This is a genomic window from Enterobacter sp. H2G27, from assembly GCF_054403075.1.
Genome location: NZ_JBSVSI010000001.1, coordinates 729,789 through 748,535, shown reverse-complemented (window position 1 = coordinate 748,535; position 18,747 = coordinate 729,789). Strand labels below are relative to the sequence as shown.

Sequence of the window (18,747 nt, the reverse complement as noted above, 5' to 3'; positions counted from 1 at the left end):
TTTTCCGCTCCTGCTATGCTTAAACCTGGTGTTTAAACAGCAGGAGCGGAACCGTGCAATACACAACATTAGGAAAAACGGACCTTAAGGTTTCCCGACTTTGCCTGGGCTGCATGACCTTTGGCGAGCCCGATCGGGGGAACCACGCCTGGACGCTGCCGGAAGAGAGCAGCCGTCCGATTATCAAACGCGCCATCGAGGGCGGCATTAACTTCTTTGACACCGCCAACAGCTACTCCGACGGCAGCAGCGAGGAGATTGTCGGCCGCGCCCTGCGCGATTTTGCCCGTCGGGATGACATCGTCGTTGCCACCAAGGTCTACTACCCGGTGGGTGACCTGCCGCAGGGCCTTTCTCGCGCGCAGATCCTGCGCTCCATTGATGACAGCCTCAGACGCCTGAACATGGATTACGTCGACCTGCTGCAAATTCACCGCTGGGATTACAACACGCCAGTCGAGGAGACGCTTGAGGCGCTCAACGACGTGGTCAAAGCCGGTAAAGCACGCTACATCGGCGCGTCGTCTATGCACGCGTCGCAGTTTGCCCAGGCGCTGGATCTCCAGGCCCAACACGGCTGGGCGCGCTTTGTCACCATGCAGGATCACTACAATCTGATCTATCGTGAAGAAGAGCGCGAGATGCTGCCGCTGTGCCATCAGGAGGGCGTGGCGGTTATCCCGTGGAGCCCGCTGGCGCGCGGCCGCCTGACCCGTCCGTGGGGGGAAACCACGGCTCGCCTGGTATCGGATGAAGTGGGAAAAAATCTCTATGAAGGAACAGAGGCCAGCGATGCACTGATTGCCGAACGCCTGGCCGGGATTGCCGACGATACCGGCGCAACCCGCGCCCAGGTGGCGCTGGCGTGGCTGCTGGGCAAGCGCGGCGTCGCGGCTCCCATTATCGGCACGTCCCGGGAAGAGCAGTTGGACGAACTGTTAAACGCGGTGGATATCACGCTGACGCCCGAACAGGTTGCCGAGCTGGAGACCCCGTATCAGCCGCATCCGGTGGTGGGGTTTAAATAAGCCCCATCTTTTGTAGGCCGGGTAAGGCGGAGCCGCCGCCCGGCAATACAGAGCGTACAACATCACGCGAAGTGATCGTACCCTTTCCAGTCCAGCGTAACCGGCGCACCGTCTTTCACAAACTTCAGCCCTTCACTCTCCGGCATGATCTGACCTATGCAGGTGAATTTCGCACCAAGGTGCGCTAACGCCACGTCGAGCGTTCCACGGTTCAGCTCCGGAACGGTAAAGCACAGCTCGTAGTCTTCACCACCGGACAGCGCCCAGCGCAGCGCCTGCGCAGGTTCGACATGACGAAGCAGTTCCTCTGACAGCGGGAACAGATCCAGATCAACGCGCGCCCCAACGCCGCTGGCCTTTAAAATATGGCCAAGGTCTGAGATCAGCCCGTCAGAGAGGTCGATAGCAGAGCTCGCGCGCTCGCGCAGCGCCTGGCCGTGCAGAATACGCGGCGTCGGGCGCAGATGGCGTTTCACCAGATACGCCGCGTCGTCGGCATCCTTTACGGTTAAGCGATCCTGGAGAATCGCCAGCCCTGCCGCACTGTCACCCGGCGTACCGGTGACGTAGATCCAGTCGCCGGGTTTTGCACCCGAGCGCTTCAGGGCGCGGCCGAGCGGCACATAGCCGTGGATCGCCAGCGTCATCGACAGCGGCCCGGCAGTGGTATCACCGCCAATCAGCTGCATATCGTAGTAGTTAAGCTGCTCAAACAGCGCATCGCTGAAAGCTTCAAGCCAGGATTCGTCCACCTCAGGCAGCGTCAGCGCCAGCGTTAACCACGCGGGATCGGCACCCATCGCCGCCAGATCGCTGACGTTAACCGCCAGCGCCTTATAGGCCAGATCGGCAGGATCGATATCCGGTAAAAAATGACGTCCGCACACTAAGGTGTCGGTGCTGATTGCCAGCGTCTGTTTTTCGGGAATATTGAGAAGTGCACAGTCATCGCCGATGCCGGTTTCAACATCAAGACGAGAGGTTCTGACACGGTCGAAATAACGGGCAATCAGGGAGAATTCGCCGCATGCCATACGTTATGCCTCAGCAAATAAAAGAAAAAACCGGAGCCGCACCGCCCGTCAGGCAATGCAGAACTCCGGTTTGCGGATCACTTTTTGTGGGGACGGATCGCAGGTGCAGCTTTATCAAGTACGCCGTTTACAAACTTGTGGCTGTCTTCAGCGCCGAAGGTTTTCGCCAGTTCGATCGCTTCGTTGATGGCCACTTTGTACGGCACATCATCACGTTTAGACAGCTCAAACAGCGCAATACGCAACACTGCTTTTTCTACCTGGCCCAGCTCTTCGAGCAGACGGGACAGATAAGGCTTCATCAGACCATCGAGATACGCGCTATTAGTCGCCACTCCCGACAGCAGTTCACGGAAGTACAGAACGTCAACGTCTTTCACGTCCTGTTCTGACAAGAACTGGTATTCAACATCAGCGATGTCGTTCTGGGACAACTGCCAGGAGTAAAGTGCCTGGACGGCACATTCACGGGCGCGGCGACGAGCAGCAGGTTTCACGGAATTCCCCTTACAAAAAAATCAGGCCTTGATGGCTTTCAATACATTAATCATTTCAAGCGCGGTCAGTGCAGCTTCTGCACCTTTGTTACCGGCTTTGGTGCCAGCACGTTCGATGGCTTGTTCAATACTTTCGGTGGTCAGCACGCCGAATGCGACAGGAATTTCAGCATCCTGCGCAACGTGTGCCAGGCCGTTGCTTGCACCGCCCGCAACGTATTCGAAGTGCGCAGTGCCGCCACGAATAACGGTACCCAGCGCAATCACCGCGTCGTATTTACCGGTTTTCGCCAGCGCGCCTGCCGCCAGTGGCAGTTCGTAAGCGCCTGGAACCCAAACAACGGTAATGTTGTCATCTTTAACCTGGCCGATACGTTTCAGGGCGTCAATCGCACCTTCCAGCAGGCTGTCGTTGATGAAGTTGTTGAAACGCGCAATGGTGATGGCGACGCGAGCGTCCGGGGTAGCTACAGCAGCTTCAATAATGTTCATACTCTTCCTTTACGGGTTCATTTGGCCCCGCAGGGGGGCGGATTTTATCATAATACTTTGCGCACTGCTTCCCTATTTCAGGAGCAATTACGCTGTCGTTAAGTGGAGGCAGACATCCGGACCTACCGGACGAATCTCGCTAAATGTGAGTTGCGGTGCGTCGGCCAGTTTTTCAAGGCCGGGCAGCACAAACAGGCCGCGCGCGTCGTGGCCTAACAGTTTAGGCGCAACGTAAACAAGCAGTTCATCCACCAGCCCGGCCTGTAAGAACGCACCGGCGAGCGTTGGCCCCGCCTCTACCCAGATGCTGTTCACCTGCTGCTTGCCGAGCAGCATCATCAGCACCACCAGATCCAGATGGCCGTTATGCTCCGGCACCAGAATGCTGCGCACGCCTTCCGGCCATTCGCGCGTATCTTCTTTGGTGCGGGCAATCCAGGTTTCCCCCGGCTGCTGCACGATGCGGTGCTCCGGCGTCACGCGGTTCTGGCTATCAATGACAATACGCAGCGGCTGACGCAGGTTCTCATGCGGGTACAGGTCCTGGGTATCGGCATTCAGCTCGTCCCAGCGCACGGTCATGGCCGGATCGTCAGCCAGAACGGTTTCACTGCTGGTGAGAATAGCATGGCTTTGCGCGCGCAGACGTTGCACATCGCGCCTTGCCTGTGGAGAAGTGATCCACTGGCTTTCACCGTTTGCCATTGCCGTACGGCCGTCCAGCGAGGCGCCCAGCTTGAGCTGAATATAAGGGAACCCCGTGCGCATGCGCTTCAGGAAACCTTTATTAAGCGCTTCCGCATCCTGCATCATCAGACCATGACTGACGTCAATGCCTTCCTGCTGCAGGCGATACAGACCGCGTCCAGCCACCTGCGGATTTGGGTCCTGCATCGATGCGACCACGCGTGAAACACCCGCCGCGATCAACGCTTCACAGCACGGCGGCGTACGCCCGTGATGGCTGCAGGGCTCCAGCGTGACGTAGGCTGTGGCACCGCGCGCCTTCTCACCGGCCATGCGCAACGCATGAACCTCGGCATGCGGTTCGCCCGCCCGATAGTGAAACCCCTCTCCGACAATCTCGCCATCGTTGACGATAACGCACCCGACGTTCGGGTTGGGATGGGTAGTAAAACGACCGCGCTGCGCCAGCTTCATGGCTCGCGCCATGTAAATCTCATCCTGCATGAGCTTAATCCTGTAAGCGGGCGATCTCTTCGCCAAACTCTTTGATGTCTTCGAAGCTACGGTAGACCGAGGCGAAGCGGATATAGGCGACCTTATCGAGCTTTTTCAACTGCTCCATCACCAGGTTGCCGATCATTTTGCTTGGCACTTCACGCTCACCCAAACCACGAAGGTAAGATTTTATGTGGTTTAACGCCATCTCCACGTCGTCTGCGCTGACGGGACGTTTTTCGAGGGCCTTCAGCATCCCGCTGCGCAGTTTCTCTTCGTTAAACGGCTCGCGCACGTCGTTACTTTTTACCACGCGCGGCATTACCAGCTCTGCAACCTCAAAGGTCGTGAAACGCTCGTTGCACACCAGACACTGCCGACGACGGCGTACGGATGACCCTTCGCCCACAAGACGAGAGTCGATGACTTTGGTATCCACAGCGGAGCAGAATGGGCAATGCATACGGTATCCCTGTTATCTGGTTAACTAATTTTCATTTTACCCTGATCTGGCCTGACAACAAAGGAAGAGCTTTTTGAGACAAAGGATCTATATCTCACATGATGATGCTGGCTACCATTAAGGCGATCCGTTATTTCAAGGAAATAAACGCAATGACAAGACGTTACCTGAAAATATTGCTGGTGGGGAGCCTCTTCACCCTTAGCGGCTGTGCACAGCAAACCGAAGTCCGTCAGTTGAAACAGAGCGTCAATACGCTCAATACGGCGATGGACAAGCTGAACAAAGAAACGGTGAAAATCACCCAGCAAAACGCGCTGAATGCCAAATCCAGCAGCGGGGTTTATCTGCTGCCGGGCGCGAATACGCCTGCGCGTCTCAATAGTCAGATCGGCACGCTAAAAATGTCTCTGGTGAATGTGGCGGCGAACGCAGATGGTACTCGCGCAACATTACGCATCCAGGGAGAGTCCAACGATCCGCTTCCGGCCTTCAGCGGCACCGTCGAGTGGGGCCAGATCCAGGGCACAACGGAGAATTACCAGGAGGTGAACGTGAAGAATCAGCTATTCACTGCCCCGGCCAGTGTTTTAGCACCAAGCGATGTGGATATTCCGCTTCAGTTAAGCGGCGTTACGCCGGAACAGTTAGGCTTTATCCGCATTCACGACATTCAACCCGCCGCGCACTAATCCCCTCCTTTTTAGCGGAGCGCAATGTCACTCCGCTAACATTTACATTTCGTATGGATTGGCAACATAAATGATTGCCGCTACAATCCCGCCCGTTTAAAGTACGCAAACGTGAACGCAATCGATTACGCGTGTGAGAGATATGTGAAACAACACATATTTTTGTGAGCAGGGATTCCTATAATAGGCACCGCAGAAACACGAAATATTTAGAAACGCAATTCGCGCATTTTTCACTCCCGAAAGGGAATTTCAATCAGTGGCATGATTATGAAAAAAACATTACTCGCAGCTGGCGCCGTGCTGGCACTTTCTTCCTCTTTCACTGTTAACGCAGCGGAAAACGATAAACCACAATACCTCTCCGACTGGTGGCACCAGAGCGTTAACGTAGTCGGCAGCTACCACACCCGTTTCGGACCACAGATCCGCAACGATACCTACCTGGAGTACGAAGCATTCGCCAAGAAAGACTGGTTTGATTTCTACGGCTACATGGATGCACCGGTCTTCTTCGGCGGTAACTCTCAGGCAAAAGGTATCTGGAACCACGGTTCTCCGCTGTTCATGGAGATCGAGCCGCGCTTCTCCATCGACAAGCTGACCGGCACCGACCTCAGCTTCGGTCCGTTCAAAGAGTGGTACTTCGCGAACAACTATATCTACGACATGGGCCGCAACGAGTCTGGTCGTCAGAGCACCTGGTATATGGGTCTAGGTACCGATGTTGACACCGGCCTGCCAATGAGCCTGTCCCTGAACGTTTACGCGAAATACCAGTGGCAGAACTACGGTGCAGAAAACCAGAATGAGTGGGATGGCTACCGTTTCAAAGTGAAATACTTTGTACCAATCACTCAGCTGTGGGGCGGTAACCTGAGCTACATCGGCTTCACCAACTTCGACTGGGGTTCAGAACTGGGAGATAAGAGCGGTTACGCAGAGAACGGTATTAAACAGCGTACTAACGACTCCATCGCCTCCAGCCACATCCTGGCGCTGAACTACGATCACTGGCACTACTCTGTAGTGGCGCGTTACTGGCACAACGGCGGTCAGTGGAACGACGACGCCGACCTGAATTGGATGAAAGAAAACGTCCGTTCTACCGGTTGGGGTGGTTACCTGGTTGTAGGTTACAACTTCTAATCAGTGTGGGTTTCGCCCGGTGGCGCTACGCTTACCGGGCCTACGACCCAAATGTAGGCCGGGTAAGGCGTAGCCGCCACCCGGCTTTTTACTGCTTCACCTTCCGCAAAAAATCCGCCAGAGACCTGTCCGCACTTTCGCTAAACCGCCTTTCCGTAGCCACAATATTGAGGCATCGGTCGAGCCGGAAACAGCGATAGTCATCGCGCCGTTCACACCACGCGGCCAGCAGCCAGCGCTCCCCCCAGAAGAACAAGCCCAGCGGCTGAACCTCGCGCTTTGAGAGCTGTCCTGCTTCATCACGGTAATGCAGCGCCAGCACGCGCTGGGCGGAAATCGCCTGATGAATCATGTCAAAATCGCTGCGGGAGTGGCTTTGCATGCAAAAATCCGGGGCGTAGATCCGCGTCTGCTCCGCCTTTCGGCGGCTCTCCTCGGGCAGGATAGCCAGCACCTTCTCCTGAGCCGACTCCAGCTCGCGCGACAGCGATTCCCCACCCCAGGTTTTGAGCAGGCGAATCGCGACGATCAACGCCTCGGACTCCTTATTTGTCAGCATCAGCGGCGGCAGGTCAAAGCCCGACATCAGCCGATATCCACTCCCCGCCTCACCTTCCACCGGCACGCCGGAAAGCGACAGGTCGCGGATATCGCGGTAAACCGTGCGCTCGGAGACGCCAAGCCGGTCCGCCAGATGCGCTGCCGTTGTCAGACGCCTGCCCCGCAGGATCTGCACAATCTGAAACAAACGGTCAGCGCGTCGGGTCATAACTTTGTCCGCTCTCAGGCAGGTTGATGGAGCCCGACGCGGTTGCCCTCGCTGTCGGTAAACAAGGCGATAGTGCCAATGCCATGCGGCAGTTCCAGCGGACCAAACACGCACTCGCCGCCCGCAGAGGCGATGCGATCGAGCGTGGCCGCCAGATTGTCAGTATGCAGGTAAATAATAGCGCCCTGCAAAGACGGTGTAATGCCGTCAAATTTTGCCAGTGCGCCTCCGGTGGCGGGATCCTCATGCGGGAAAACCGCCAGCTCCGCGCAGTCCATTTTCTCGCGACGCAGCGCGAGCTGCATCACCGGCTCATAAAATTTAATCGCGCGATCCATATCCGAGACCGGAATTTCAAACCAGTTAACGACGCGTTTCATACATCCTCCTGCCTGTTGTTTGGGTTCAGAAGGAGTCTACGACAGGGCTCCTGACAGCATACTGTCAGGAGTGTTTGTCAGGAGAAGATAAAAAAAATCCCGGTCAACCGACCGGGATTTCGATAACGCGCTAAACGTCGCCTTACGGCAGAATGGACGGCTGATCCGCCCCTTCTTTCTCGACTTTCTGCTGGAGCAGGTGCTCGCGCTTCATGCCGAGTTTCAGTGCCAGGGCGGACGCAACGTAGATAGACGACGCCGTACCGATGGTGACACCAATCAGCATGGTCAGCGAGAAGCCTTCCAGTACCGGACCACCGAAGAGGAACAGCATCAGGATCACCATCAGGGTGGTACCGGATGTGATCAAGGTACGGTGCAGCGTCTGGGTCAACGACACGTTAAAGATCTCGTACGGCGTACCGCGACGGATCTTACGGAAGTTTTCACGGATACGGTCAGATACCACGATACTGTCGTTCAGCGAGTAACCGATAACGGACATCAGTGATGCCACGATCGTCAGGTCAATCTCAATGTGGAACAGCGACAGTATGCCCATGGTGATCACCACGTCGTGCGCCAGGGCGATAACCACACCGGCCGCCAGTCGCCACTCAAAGCGGAAACCGACGTACACCAGGATGGAGATCAGCGCCACCAGCAGCGCCATCGCGCCGGTCTGCGCCAGGTCAGCACCTACGCTTGGGCCGACGAACTCAATACGCTTAACCGCCGCGTTCTGGCTGGTTGTTTCGTTAATCACGCTAACAACCTTACTGCCCAGCTCCTGGCTGCCGTTGGCATCGTGCACCGGCGGCATACGTACCATAATGTCGCGGCTGCTGCCGAAGTTCTGCAGCAGCGGCTCTTCAAAGCCCGCTTTCTGCAGCGATTCGCGCATCTGGTCCATATCGACCGGTTTTTCCAGGGAGATTTCAATTACCGTACCACCGGTAAAATCGAGCCCCCAGTTAAAGCCTTTCACGCCCATAATGACGATGGACAGAATCAGCAGGAAACCTGAAATGCCGAAGGCCCAGTAGTCCCAGCGCATAAAGTCCCAGACTTTACGGCCGTGGTTCAATTGTTCAACAGTATATTCCTGTGCCACAACGCACTCCTCAGATAGACAGCTTTTTGACGCGCTTGCCGCCGTACAGCAGGTTCACGATGGCACGGGTGCCGACAATAGCGGTAAACATTGACGTTGCGACACCGATACCGGTTGTAATCGCAAAGCCTTTGATAGCGCCGGTACCCACTGCATACAGGATAAGAACCTTGATCAGTGTTGTTACGTTCGCATCGAAGATAGAGCTGAACGCGCCTTTATAACCTTCGTCAATCGCCTGCTGAACAGAACGACCGTTGCTCAACTCTTCTTTGATACGTTCGTTAATCAGTACGTTGGCGTCGACCGCCACCGCAAGGGTCAGAACGATACCCGCAATACCCGGCATGGTCAGCGTCGCCCCCGGCAGCAGGGACATGATGCCGATAATCAGCACCAGGTTCGCAATCAGCGCAGAGGTCGCAATCAGACCAAACTTCTTATAGAAGAAGATCATGAACAGAATAGAGACCACCAGACCGGCCAGACACGCTTCCAGGCCCTGCTGGATGTTTTGCATACCCAGAGTTGGACCAATGGTACGTTCTTCAACAATCTGAATTGGCGCAATCAGCGCACCGGCACGCAGCAGCAGGGAGAGCTGACGCGCTTCGTTCGGGTTGTTGATGCCGGTGATACGGAAGCTGTTACCCAGACGAGACTGGATATTGGCGATGTTAATCACCTCTTCCTCTTTCACCAGCACAGCACGACCGTTTGCATCTTTCTTACCGCTGTCTTTGTACTCCACGAACAGGGTTGCCATCGGTTTACCGATGTTGTCCTTGGTGAAGTTAGACATGATGTTACCACCCGCGCTATCGAGCGAGATGTTAACCTGCGGCTGGTTGTATTCGTCCTGGCTCGACGTGGAGTCGGTGATGTGATCACCGGTCAGAATCACGCGTTTGTACAGCACAACCGGCTGACCTTCGCGGGTCTGTTTCACTTCGGAGTCACCCGGAATACGGCCAGAAGCGGCAGCAGACTGGTCAACGTTGGTATTCACCAGACGGAATTCCAGGGTTGCGGTCGCACCCAGAATCTCTTTCGCACGCGCGGTGTCCTGAATACCCGGCAGTTCAACCACGATACGGTCAGCACCCTGACGCTGTACCAGCGGCTCGGCCACACCCAGTTGGTTTACACGGTTACGCAGAATGTTGATGTTCTGCTGAACGGCATATTCACGCGCTTCTTTCAGGCGCGCATCGGTCATCACCGCACGCAGCTGGTTGCTGCCCTGCGAGGAGATCACCAGGTCACGGTGACGTTGAGTCAGATAATCTACAGCCTGATCGCGCGCCGCGCTGTCGCGGAACGTGATGCTCATGCCGTAGTTATCTTCTTTACGCACGGTGGTGTAAGCGATGCCTTTATCACGCAGATCGCTGCGCAGGCTGTCGATATTCTGTTCCTGCAGCTTGCCGAGCGCGGTATCCATATCCACTTCCATCAGGAAGTGAACGCCGCCACGCAGGTCAAGACCGAGTTTCATTGGCTCTGCTTTCATCGCAGCCAGCCAACGCGGGGTTGCAGGGGCAAGGTTAAGCGCCACGACGTATTTGTCACCCAGCACGCCCATCAGCGCTTCGCGAGCGCGGAGCTGCGTGTCGGTGGTGTCGAAGCGAGCAAGAATTGCGCCCTCTTCCAGAGCCACAGACTTAGCGGTAATTTTTTCTTCTTGTAACGTTTTCTGGACCTGGATCAGCGTTTGCTCACTGGCGGCGACACCGCGCGCGCCAGTGATTTGAACAGCCGGATCCTCACCATACAGGTTGGGAAGCGCGTACAGCAGGCCGACGAGAATCACGACGACCAGCATGATGTACTTCCACAAAGGATAACGGTTTAACACGGCAGTTCCCTTTGGGAAAAGTTGGGATTACAGCGCCTTCATGGTGCCTTTCGGCAGAACGGCAGCTACGAAGTCACGTTTGATGACCACTTCAGTGGTGTCGTTCAGGGCGATAGCAATGTAGCCGTTTTCAGCCACTTTGGTTACGCGACCGACCAGACCACCGTTAGTCAGCACTTCATCGCCTTTCGCAATGGAGTTCATCAGGTTTTTGTGCTCTTTGGTGCGCTTCTGCTGTGGACGCAGGATCATGAAGTAGAAGATCAGACCGAACACAACCAGCATCAGAATCAGAGACATCGGGCTGCCCTGCGCTGGAGCACCTGTTGCCGCTACCGCATCAGAAATAAAAAAGCTCATTCAAATTCCCTCATTATTAAAATTAATCAACGTTCAACGGTGGAACATCCCGCCCCTGACGTTGGTAGAAATCGGTCACGAAGCTCTCTAATTTACCCTCTTCGATAGCCTTACGTAAACCAGCCATTAAGCGCTGATAATAACGAAGATTATGAATGGTATTGAGACGCGCGCCCAAAATCTCGTTGCAACGATCGAGATGATGCAGATACGCGCGAGAATAATTGCGACAGGTATAGCAATCGCACTCGGAATCGAGCGGGCTGGTGTCACTCTTATGCTTCGCGTTACGGATTTTCACCACGCCATCGGTAACGAACAAATGGCCGTTACGCGCGTTGCGGGTTGGCATGACGCAGTCGAACATATCAATGCCGCGGCGTACGCCTTCAACCAGATCTTCCGGTTTCCCCACGCCCATCAGGTATCGTGGTTTATCCGCCGGGATTTGCGGGCAGACATGCTCCAGAATGCGGTGCATGTCTTCCTTCGGCTCACCCACAGCCAAACCGCCGACAGCGTAGCCATCAAAACCTATCTCTACCAGACCTTTAACCGAGATATCGCGTAAATCTTCGTAAACGCTGCCCTGGATAATGCCGAACAGCGCATTTTTGTTCTGCAGGGAGTCAAAACGGTCACGGCTTCGCTTCGCCCAGCGCAGAGACATCTCCATTGAACGCTTGGCGTAATCCCAGTCGGCCGGGTATGGCGTACATTCGTCGAAGATCATCACGATATCAGATCCGAGATCGTACTGAATCTCCATCGATTTTTCCGGATCGAGGAAAATCGGATCGCCGTTGATCGGGTTACGGAAGTGAACGCCCTGTTCGGTGATCTTACGGATATCGCCCAGGCTGAAGACCTGGAAGCCGCCGGAGTCGGTCAGGATAGGGCCTTTCCACTGCATGAAATCGTGCAGATCGCCGTGGAGCTTCATGATCTCCTGACCCGGACGCAGCCACAGGTGGAAGGTGTTGCCGAGGATAATCTGTGCGCCCGTGGCTTCTACTTCTTCCGGCGTCATCCCTTTTACGGTGCCGTACGTGCCCACAGGCATAAACGCGGGGGTTTCCACCACGCCGCGATCAAACACCAGGCGACCGCGACGCGCGCGACCGTCGGTGGTATCGAGTTCAAATTTCATTTTTTCTCCGACGTCAGAAAAACAGTCCAACGTTGTAACACGGTGCCGCGGACTTATTCCCCGACACGCTCATTCAAAGCCAGCGGATTGTACGTGATAAACATCGCGTCCCCGTAGCTAAAAAAGCGATATTTTTGTTCTACCGCAGACTTGTAGGCCGCCATAGTGTGCTGATAACCGGCAAACGCGGAAACCAGCATAATCAGCGTCGATTCAGGCAGATGGAAGTTGGTCACCAGCGCGTCAATCACTTTGTACTGATAGCCCGGGTAGATAAAGATCTGCGTATCGCCAAAGAATGGCTCAATAAGATCGTTCTTCGCTGCCTGCGCGGCGCTCTCAAGTGAGCGCACGGACGTCGTACCGACCGCCACGACGCGGCTGCCGCGCGCTTTCGCCGCCAGCACCGCGTCCACTACGTCCTGCGGCACTTCGGCATACTCAGAGTGCATGATGTGATCTTCAATGCTGTCCACGCGCACCGGCTGGAAGGTCCCCGCGCCGACGTGGAGCGTCACGAACGCCATCTCCACGCCCTTCGCGCGCAGTTTCTCCAGCAGCGGCTCATCAAAATGCAGGCCCGCGGTCGGCGCAGCGACGGCGCCAGGCTTCTGGCTGTAGACGGTCTGGTACAGCTCGCGGTCAGCCTCTTCGTCCGGACGCTCAATATACGGCGGCAGCGGCATGTGGCCGATGGCGTTCAGGATATCGAGCACCGTGCGTTCGTCGTTGAACTCCACCTCGAACAGCGCGTCGTGGCGCGCGGTCATGGTCGCCTTGATGCTCTCATCATCGCCCAGCAGCAGCTCCGCACCCGGCTTTGGCGCCTTAGATGCGCGAATATGTGCCAGAATACGTTTATCATCGAGCATACGTTCGACCAGCACTTCTATCTTGCCGCCGCTGGCTTTGCGGCCGAACAGGCGCGCCGGGATCACGCGGGTATTGTTAAAGACCAGCAGATCGCCAGGGTTGAGCTTGTCGAGCAAATCGGTGAAAGTACCGTGCGTCAGCTCGCCCGTTGGCCCATCCAGTGACAGTAAGCGACAGCTGCTGCGCTCAGGCATGGGATAGTGAGCAATCAGGGATTCAGGTAGTTCAAAGGAGAAATCGGCGACGCGCATGACGTATACTCGTGACTTAAAAACAGGCGGCATAGTCTAGTGCTCACACCCTTTTGCTGCAACAACTAGCCGCCCCCGGACAAATAAAACGCATGAATTTTCTCGCTCACCTGCATCTCGCGCACCTCGCTGACAGCTCCCTTTCCGGCAATTTGCTGGCCGATTTCGTACGCGGTAATCCCGCGGAGGACTACTCCCCTGAGGTTGTCGACGGGATTTTTATGCACCGCCGCATCGACGTGCTGACGGATAAGCTGCCGGAAGTGACGGAAGCCAAAGCGTGGTTTCGGCCGGAAACGCGCCGCGTTGCGCCGATTACCCTCGACGTGATGTGGGATCACTTCCTGTCGCGCCACTGGGCACAGCTCTCGCCGGAGCTATCCCTGCCGGAATTTGTGCGTTATGCCCATCAGCAGGTGTCGATCATTCTGCCCGACTCGCCGCCGCGCTTTGTGAATCTGAATAACTACCTGTGGTCAGAACGCTGGCTGGAGCGCTATCGTGAGATGGACTTCATTCAGAACGTGTTGAATGGGATGGCGAGCCGTCGCCCGCGCCTGGATGCGCTGCGGGATTCCTGGTATGACCTGGATAAACATTACGATGCGCTGGAGACCCGCTTCTGGCAGTTTTACCCGCGCATGATGGTGCAGGCGAAAAACAAACAGCTGTAACAGAATTCACATTGATAGGTAAAAGCTGGCGGAACGATTGTCACCACCTCTTTGTCTTATCCATGCACACTCTCTATACTGGCTCGCGTTGCGTTCCAAATAACCTTAGTATCTACAGGAGAATCATATGGTTCTGGTAACTCGTCCGGCTCCGGATTTTACAGCTGCAGCAGTTCTGGGCAACGGTGAAATCGTTGAAAACTTCAACTTCAAACAGCACACCAACGGTAAAGCGACCGTTCTGTTCTTCTGGCCAATGGACTTCACTTTCGTTTGCCCGTCTGAGCTGATCGCATTCGACAAACGTTATGAAGAATTCCAGAAGCGTGGCGTGGAAGTTGTTGGCGTCTCCTTCGACTCTGAGTTTGTACACAACGCATGGCGTAACACCCCTGTCGACAAAGGCGGCATCGGTGCGGTGAAATACGCAATGGTTGCGGACATCAAACGCGAAATCCAGCAGGCTTACGGTATCGAACATCCGGACGCTGGCGTTGCGCTGCGCGGTTCCTTCCTGATCGACGCGAACGGCATCGTTCGTCACCAGGTTGTGAACGATCTGCCGCTGGGCCGTAACATCGACGAAATGCTGCGCATGGTTGACGCGCTGCAGTTCCACGAAGAGCACGGCGAAGTGTGCCCGGCTCAGTGGGAAAAAGGTAAAGAAGGTATGGCTGCTTCCCCAGACGGCGTAGCTAAATACCTGTCTGAGAACGTATCCAGCCTGTAATCGGCACGGTTTACGAAAAAGGCCCGCTTATGCGGGCCTTTTTTTATGCCTTACGCTGCGTCTCTCGCCAGATGCGCCAGGCCATGCCCGCAAGCAGGATCACGCCCGCAATCAGTACGCCCCATACCAGCAGGGCGTTCATCCAGCTCGCCCGCTCAGCTGCAGAGGTGGCGTTCAGCCGCCCCTCGCCGCCCAACGCGACATCATCCACAATATCGGCCTGCGGCAGGTTCGCCATATCATAGGTCTTGCGCAGGTCGGCTGGGATCAGCATGTCAGGCTCCACGCTGGCAGGCTTTGCGGCACCGTTGCCCCATGCGAGGACGTACGGCGCTTTCCCCTGCGCGTTGAACACAAGATCATAGCGGTCGCGATGCCCCGTAACGCTCGGCAGGTATTCTGGCAGACGCGCATTCAGCGTCGTGATTTTCACTGCCTGCACCGGGCCCCCGCTAAGCGAAACCGGTCCGGACGTTTTCCCCTCCAGACGGTAAATCACTTCTTTCTTCAGGGGGTGCCATGCCTCTTTTTCGGTACTCCGCCACGCTATCTCCACGGGAAGGACGCCATCGCCGTTCAGCGAGATGCTGACAGCACTCAGCGGCTGCGGGCGCGCCCAGCGCCACTGAGCTTCACTTGTCGATAGCTGCTCACCTTCCCCTTCAAGACTAATCTCTTCCGGGGCCGCCTGGGCAGGTGCGCTGATTGCGTTTACGCCGGTCAACGTTACCCCCTGGCTCTGCGTATTCAGCACCACCATGAGATAGCGATTCGCATCGGGAGATAAAACCGTATCGGTATCGAGCCGATCGAGCTTAAGACGATCCTGACCGCTGACGACGTCCAGCAGCGGCATATCCTCGCGCAGGGTATACCACCGCTTGAGATCCTCGCTGTAATAGACCGACGCCGTTCCCTGCCACGGCGTCTCATGGGTATTCCAGAGGAGCTGCAGCTGGGATATAGCCAGTTCACCCATCGTCTGCTCCGGCAGGGTCAGCAGGTAATGTTGCCCGGCCGCGGCGGCTTTTTGCCCCTCCAGCACAATCTCAATGCCGTTTCGGGAACGGAGCCGGATCTTATCGCTGTCACCGGCGTCTGAGGCAGCCGCGAGCGGCGAGGCATCCAGCGGAAAGAGGCGCAGCGCCGTGGACTGCGCTGTCGCCTGCGGGCGCGTCGCGGCGATCAGGCTAAAGGGAACCGGCTCACCCGACTGGTTAAAGACGCGGACATCGTGCAGATCCGGCGACGTGCTTTGCTCATAGACGGCAAGCGGCAGCATTACCCGATACCACCGGGAAGGAACGGACGTGTCAATTGAACGACCAAAGGCATAGTCACGGGGCGATTCCGTTGGTACTTCGTCGCAGAACGCCGGGCCGGAAAGCGCCAGCAGCGCGGTACACGCAACCGCTTTCATCCATTTCATTTTTCATCTCCTGTTTTTGGCGGTAGCGGCGAGAAATAGCCCACTATCAGTACCAGTATCGCCACGCCGATAAACGCCACCGCGCGCGACAGACCGCCTCCGCCCGCGCTGTCCACCAGCATCAGTTTCACCATCACCACACCCAGCAGCGCGGCACCGCAAAGCCACTCCTGCCGGGAAGCCCTGCGGGTGGCATGGATCATGACCACCAGCGCGCTCAACATCCAGAACAGGGCAAAGCTTGTCTGGATCAGCCGCGAATCCCACAGCGATGCCATATTCCAGGCCACGTCGCCGTACCAGGCCAGGGCGCGCATCAGCACACCGTTTAGCCACCAGAAGCCAAACGCCATAATCGCGACGGCAGGCCACGGGCGCGCTTGCGCAAGCCATGACGGGTAGTAGCGATCCACCACCCGATAAAAGACCACCAGCCCCAGCAACGCGAACGCAGCACCTTCCTCGAGCGGGTTCACCAGCGGCAGCCAGGTCTGACGATAGACCACGCCGTCCTGGAAATTGGTCACCACCAGCAATACCAGCAGCGCCACGACGACAGGGATCGGTGCCAGACACGCATAGAGCGCAGGCCACTCCCGGAACGGCCACACGCGACGCCGTACTGCTGCAGAAAGTGCCATAATAATCCCGCCACCTGCGGCCATCGCTAATCCGCTTCCCCAGGCCGCCATTCCCCACGGCAGAGACCGGGCAAACCAGTAAAGCTCCGCGGCCAGCGCCAGCAAAATCATCCAGAACAGCGACAAATGCAGCCCCATCGCGATGCGCGGCAGGAGTCTTTCACCATCGCGCCGCAACAGCATTAGCGCGGCAGGAAGCGCAACGCACCAGGCCAGGTTTGACCAGCCGGCGGTAACGATCTGCTGATGCCAGAGCTGATAACCCACCATCAGCAGCATAACCGGCCACAGCAGCCATTTGCTGGCGTTCAGCTCCCGCCACGTCAGGCGAGCAGCCACCTGCCGCCAGCCCCAGACCGACGCCGCCGTCAGCGCCAGCACGCCCGCCAGAATCGGTAATTCCTTCGTCAGTACCAGCTGCGACGCGCCCAGCTGCGCCACTATCCAGAACAGCAGCCCGCCTGCCAGCAGCGCCCAGCTGACCGGCAGGAAGAGAGTCCGCCACAGCCAGGCCGCAGCCAGCCAGCAAAGGCTGAGGATGGCGAAGATGAGGAACAGGCTCAGCGCCGTAACGCCGTCCGTTTGTGCCCACAGCGCGCTGCCGAGCGCCAGCACCAGCAGCGCCGTCCCGCTATAGCTCATGCGACGCTGATGCTGCTGCACGCCCAGCCAGAGAATCCCCAGCCCCTCCAGCGCCCAGGCCATCGCCGTCCAGCGCGCCGACAGCGCCAGCGGAATGGCGAGCGTGGCGAACCCGCCGCCGATCGCCAGCGCCGCCATGACCAGCGGTCGTCCGAGGGAGGGATAGCGACGCAGCGCGAGGTATGCGAGGGTGAGATAAAATGCTCCGTATCCCAGCGCGCTCAGCGCCGGGCCATATTCCCAGTGTCGGGTCATGCCGTACTGCATCCCGAAGCCGATCAGCGGCGGGGCAAACAGCAGCACGCCGTCGATAATCTGCTTCCCTTTCTCCTGCGCCCGCAGCGACAGCGCCACGCTCAGCACGCCGAATATCAGCGTATTGGCAATCAGGAACAGCTGGCAGATCCAATAGTCTTCAGGCTGGTAGTCATTCAGCCCCCACAGGCCGCCCACGCCGAACGTAAACAGCAGCCCGAGCAGGTTCAGCTCGCGCCAGTGCTGCCAGATGCTGATCGCGAGAATGCCGATGGACAGCAGAAGATAGAAAGAGAACAGCGCGACAAAGCTGCCGCCCCCGGTAGATAAGAGCAGCGGTGCGAGATATCCGCCAAGGCTCGCCAGCATGGCAAGACTCAGCGCCTTCTGCAGCACCGCCAGCCCGACGCTCGCCGCGCAAATCACCACCAGCAGCGTAAAGGCCAGCGTCATCGGCAACATTTGCCAGAGCCGAAATGCACCAAACACCGTCAGGTAGAGCACGCCGGTCGCCCCGCCCTGGAGGATCAGCGCATAGACGCGCTGCCTGTGCCGCACCCGCCACCCAATCGCCAGCAGAACAACGGCAAACAGCGCCGTTGCCACGAGGCGCAGCTCAAGCGGGAACAGGGAATGTTCGACGGTATAGCGCAGCAGGAAAGAGAGGCCGAGGAAGAGCAGCAGAATGCCAAGCTTCGCCAGCGGATTGCCCTGCATGAACCAGCGCGCCAGCGACGTCAGGATGCCGCCAAAGGCTGAAGGCTGTTTTGCCGCTGGCGCAGGCGCCAGAGCGGGTTCTGCCACGGAAGCGGAAATATCGGGGCGCCAGGGGTCAACAGCCGCGGGAGCTTCCTCCACTATCGGCGCGGTAACAGCCTCCGGCGCGGCGGTCTGCACCGGTTCCGGCGCGTTCTTAGACACGCCGCGCAGCTCAAGCGCCTCAATGCGCTGGCGCAGCAGGGCTATCTCCTGCCGCGCTGCCGTACTTCGATTAAACCCGATAACCGCAAGCACGGGCGCAACCAGCAGCGCAAAAACCAGGAATAAACAGCCAAGGATGTAAAGCTCGTCCATGTTTCCACCT

Annotated in this window: 19 protein-coding genes; 5 read left to right on the top strand and 14 right to left on the bottom strand. The window is 57.2% G+C overall.

All coding sequences use genetic code 11. The annotated features are described in order from the left end of the window. Window positions 1-53 precede the first annotated feature (53 nt). Complete coding sequence (locus tag ACW9E7_RS03480) at window positions 54-1,028, top strand: aldo/keto reductase (RefSeq protein WP_115874342.1); 975 nt, start codon at window positions 54-56, stop codon at window positions 1,026-1,028. 62 nt (window positions 1,029-1,090) lie between these two features. Here the strand turns inward: ACW9E7_RS03480 and thiL are convergent, their stop codons facing one another. From thiL to nrdR, 5 genes are all read right to left on the bottom strand, one after another. Beyond that, entirely contained in the window at window positions 1,091-2,062 is a 972-nt protein-coding gene (thiL, locus tag ACW9E7_RS03475; protein ID WP_111963424.1) for a thiamine-phosphate kinase, read from the bottom strand. Between the two features lie 77 nt (window positions 2,063-2,139). Further along, window positions 2,140-2,559 carry a transcription antitermination factor NusB gene (gene nusB / locus ACW9E7_RS03470; protein ID WP_006809908.1) on the bottom strand — a complete coding sequence of 140 codons (420 nt, stop codon included), beginning with the start codon at window positions 2,557-2,559 and terminating at the stop codon, window positions 2,140-2,142. Between the two features lie 21 nt (window positions 2,560-2,580). Beyond that, the gene (ribH, locus tag ACW9E7_RS03465) at window positions 2,581-3,051 is read right to left on the bottom strand and encodes a 6,7-dimethyl-8-ribityllumazine synthase (RefSeq protein WP_006176874.1); all 471 of its coding nucleotides are present in this window, start codon (window positions 3,049-3,051) and stop codon (window positions 2,581-2,583) included. Between the two features lie 87 nt (window positions 3,052-3,138). After that, entirely contained in the window at window positions 3,139-4,242 is a 1,104-nt protein-coding gene (gene ribD / locus ACW9E7_RS03460; protein ID WP_458727262.1) for a bifunctional diaminohydroxyphosphoribosylaminopyrimidine deaminase/5-amino-6-(5-phosphoribosylamino)uracil reductase RibD, read from the bottom strand. A gap of 4 nt (window positions 4,243-4,246) precedes the next feature. After that, window positions 4,247-4,696, bottom strand: coding sequence for a transcriptional regulator NrdR (gene nrdR / locus ACW9E7_RS03455; protein ID WP_008503337.1), 450 nt, complete (start codon window positions 4,694-4,696; stop codon window positions 4,247-4,249). 152 nt (window positions 4,697-4,848) lie between these two features. On the opposite strand from nrdR, the gene ACW9E7_RS03450 reads away from it, so the two are divergent. Continuing rightward, window positions 4,849-5,388 carry a SadB/YajI family lipoprotein gene (locus ACW9E7_RS03450; RefSeq protein ID WP_143344754.1) on the top strand — a complete coding sequence of 180 codons (540 nt, stop codon included), beginning with the start codon at window positions 4,849-4,851 and terminating at the stop codon, window positions 5,386-5,388. Between the two features lie 270 nt (window positions 5,389-5,658). Then, complete coding sequence (locus ACW9E7_RS03445; RefSeq protein ID WP_111963496.1) at window positions 5,659-6,537, top strand: nucleoside-specific channel-forming protein Tsx; 879 nt, start codon at window positions 5,659-5,661, stop codon at window positions 6,535-6,537. Window positions 6,538-6,625: 88 nt separating this feature from the next. Here ACW9E7_RS03445 and ACW9E7_RS03440 read toward each other — a convergent pair whose 3' ends face one another. The 7 genes from ACW9E7_RS03440 to queA all read right to left on the bottom strand — a co-directional run bounded on the left by ACW9E7_RS03440 (window position 6,626) and on the right by queA (window position 13,292). Next, the gene (locus tag ACW9E7_RS03440) at window positions 6,626-7,306 is read right to left on the bottom strand and encodes a helix-turn-helix transcriptional regulator (protein ID WP_111963426.1); all 681 of its coding nucleotides are present in this window, start codon (window positions 7,304-7,306) and stop codon (window positions 6,626-6,628) included. A gap of 14 nt (window positions 7,307-7,320) precedes the next feature. Further along, window positions 7,321-7,686, bottom strand: coding sequence for a VOC family protein (locus ACW9E7_RS03435; protein WP_458727261.1), 366 nt, complete (start codon window positions 7,684-7,686; stop codon window positions 7,321-7,323). 142 nt (window positions 7,687-7,828) lie between these two features. Then, the gene (gene secF, locus ACW9E7_RS03430) at window positions 7,829-8,800 is read right to left on the bottom strand and encodes a protein translocase subunit SecF (RefSeq protein ID WP_008503342.1); all 972 of its coding nucleotides are present in this window, start codon (window positions 8,798-8,800) and stop codon (window positions 7,829-7,831) included. A 10-nt stretch (window positions 8,801-8,810) separates the two neighbouring features. Then, window positions 8,811-10,658: a protein translocase subunit SecD gene (secD, locus tag ACW9E7_RS03425; RefSeq protein ID WP_071957349.1), complete on the bottom strand. Its 1,848-nt coding sequence runs from the start codon at window positions 10,656-10,658 to the stop codon at window positions 8,811-8,813. Window positions 10,659-10,685: 27 nt separating this feature from the next. Beyond that, entirely contained in the window at window positions 10,686-11,018 is a 333-nt protein-coding gene (yajC, locus tag ACW9E7_RS03420) for a preprotein translocase subunit YajC (RefSeq protein ID WP_003859109.1), read from the bottom strand. 22 nt (window positions 11,019-11,040) lie between these two features. Further along, window positions 11,041-12,168 carry a tRNA guanosine(34) transglycosylase Tgt gene (gene tgt, locus ACW9E7_RS03415; RefSeq protein ID WP_003859110.1) on the bottom strand — a complete coding sequence of 376 codons (1,128 nt, stop codon included), beginning with the start codon at window positions 12,166-12,168 and terminating at the stop codon, window positions 11,041-11,043. A gap of 53 nt (window positions 12,169-12,221) precedes the next feature. Continuing rightward, window positions 12,222-13,292: a tRNA preQ1(34) S-adenosylmethionine ribosyltransferase-isomerase QueA gene (gene queA / locus ACW9E7_RS03410; protein ID WP_115874337.1), complete on the bottom strand. Its 1,071-nt coding sequence runs from the start codon at window positions 13,290-13,292 to the stop codon at window positions 12,222-12,224. 92 nt (window positions 13,293-13,384) lie between these two features. Between queA and acpH the strand changes: the two genes are divergently transcribed. After that, window positions 13,385-13,966 carry an ACP phosphodiesterase gene (gene acpH / locus ACW9E7_RS03405; protein ID WP_133293874.1) on the top strand — a complete coding sequence of 194 codons (582 nt, stop codon included), beginning with the start codon at window positions 13,385-13,387 and terminating at the stop codon, window positions 13,964-13,966. Window positions 13,967-14,093: 127 nt separating this feature from the next. Beyond that, complete coding sequence (locus tag ACW9E7_RS03400) at window positions 14,094-14,696, top strand: peroxiredoxin (protein WP_008503347.1); 603 nt, start codon at window positions 14,094-14,096, stop codon at window positions 14,694-14,696. A gap of 43 nt (window positions 14,697-14,739) precedes the next feature. Here the strand turns inward: ACW9E7_RS03400 and ACW9E7_RS03395 are convergent, their stop codons facing one another. Next, a complete protein-coding gene (locus tag ACW9E7_RS03395) occupies window positions 14,740-16,125 on the bottom strand; it encodes a DUF3999 domain-containing protein (RefSeq protein ID WP_458727260.1) in 1,386 nt (461 codons plus the stop codon). Continuing rightward, window positions 16,122-18,737: a DUF2339 domain-containing protein gene (locus tag ACW9E7_RS03390; protein ID WP_458727259.1), complete on the bottom strand. Its 2,616-nt coding sequence runs from the start codon at window positions 18,735-18,737 to the stop codon at window positions 16,122-16,124. The genes ACW9E7_RS03395 and ACW9E7_RS03390 overlap by 4 nt, the downstream gene beginning before the upstream one ends. Between the last annotated feature and the right edge of the window lie 10 nt (window positions 18,738-18,747).

Bases quoted from the DNA above. Each gene is read 5' to 3' on its own strand.
- ACW9E7_RS03435 (WP_458727261.1), bottom strand. From the start codon at position 7,686: ATGAAACGCGTCGTTAACTGGTTTGAAATTCCGGTCTCGGATATGGAT.
- ACW9E7_RS03400 (WP_008503347.1), top strand. From the start codon at position 14,094: ATGGTTCTGGTAACTCGTCCGGCTCCGGATTTTACAGCTGCAGCAGTT.
- ACW9E7_RS03440 (WP_111963426.1), bottom strand. From the start codon at position 7,306: ATGACCCGACGCGCTGACCGTTTGTTTCAGATTGTGCAGATCCTGCGG.
- nrdR (WP_008503337.1), bottom strand. From the start codon at position 4,696: ATGCATTGCCCATTCTGCTCCGCTGTGGATACCAAAGTCATCGACTCT.
- tgt (WP_003859110.1), bottom strand. From the start codon at position 12,168: ATGAAATTTGAACTCGATACCACCGACGGTCGCGCGCGTCGCGGTCGC.
- ACW9E7_RS03450 (WP_143344754.1), top strand. From the start codon at position 4,849: ATGACAAGACGTTACCTGAAAATATTGCTGGTGGGGAGCCTCTTCACC.
- ribH (WP_006176874.1), bottom strand. From the start codon at position 3,051: ATGAACATTATTGAAGCTGCTGTAGCTACCCCGGACGCTCGCGTCGCC.
- queA (WP_115874337.1), bottom strand. From the start codon at position 13,292: ATGCGCGTCGCCGATTTCTCCTTTGAACTACCTGAATCCCTGATTGCT.
- yajC (WP_003859109.1), bottom strand. From the start codon at position 11,018: ATGAGCTTTTTTATTTCTGATGCGGTAGCGGCAACAGGTGCTCCAGCG.
- thiL (WP_111963424.1), bottom strand. From the start codon at position 2,062: ATGGCATGCGGCGAATTCTCCCTGATTGCCCGTTATTTCGACCGTGTC.
- ACW9E7_RS03395 (WP_458727260.1), bottom strand. From the start codon at position 16,125: ATGAAATGGATGAAAGCGGTTGCGTGTACCGCGCTGCTGGCGCTTTCC.
- ACW9E7_RS03445 (WP_111963496.1), top strand. From the start codon at position 5,659: ATGAAAAAAACATTACTCGCAGCTGGCGCCGTGCTGGCACTTTCTTCC.
- ACW9E7_RS03390 (WP_458727259.1), bottom strand. From the start codon at position 18,737: ATGGACGAGCTTTACATCCTTGGCTGTTTATTCCTGGTTTTTGCGCTG.
- acpH (WP_133293874.1), top strand. From the start codon at position 13,385: ATGAATTTTCTCGCTCACCTGCATCTCGCGCACCTCGCTGACAGCTCC.
- ribD (WP_458727262.1), bottom strand. From the start codon at position 4,242: ATGCAGGATGAGATTTACATGGCGCGAGCCATGAAGCTGGCGCAGCGC.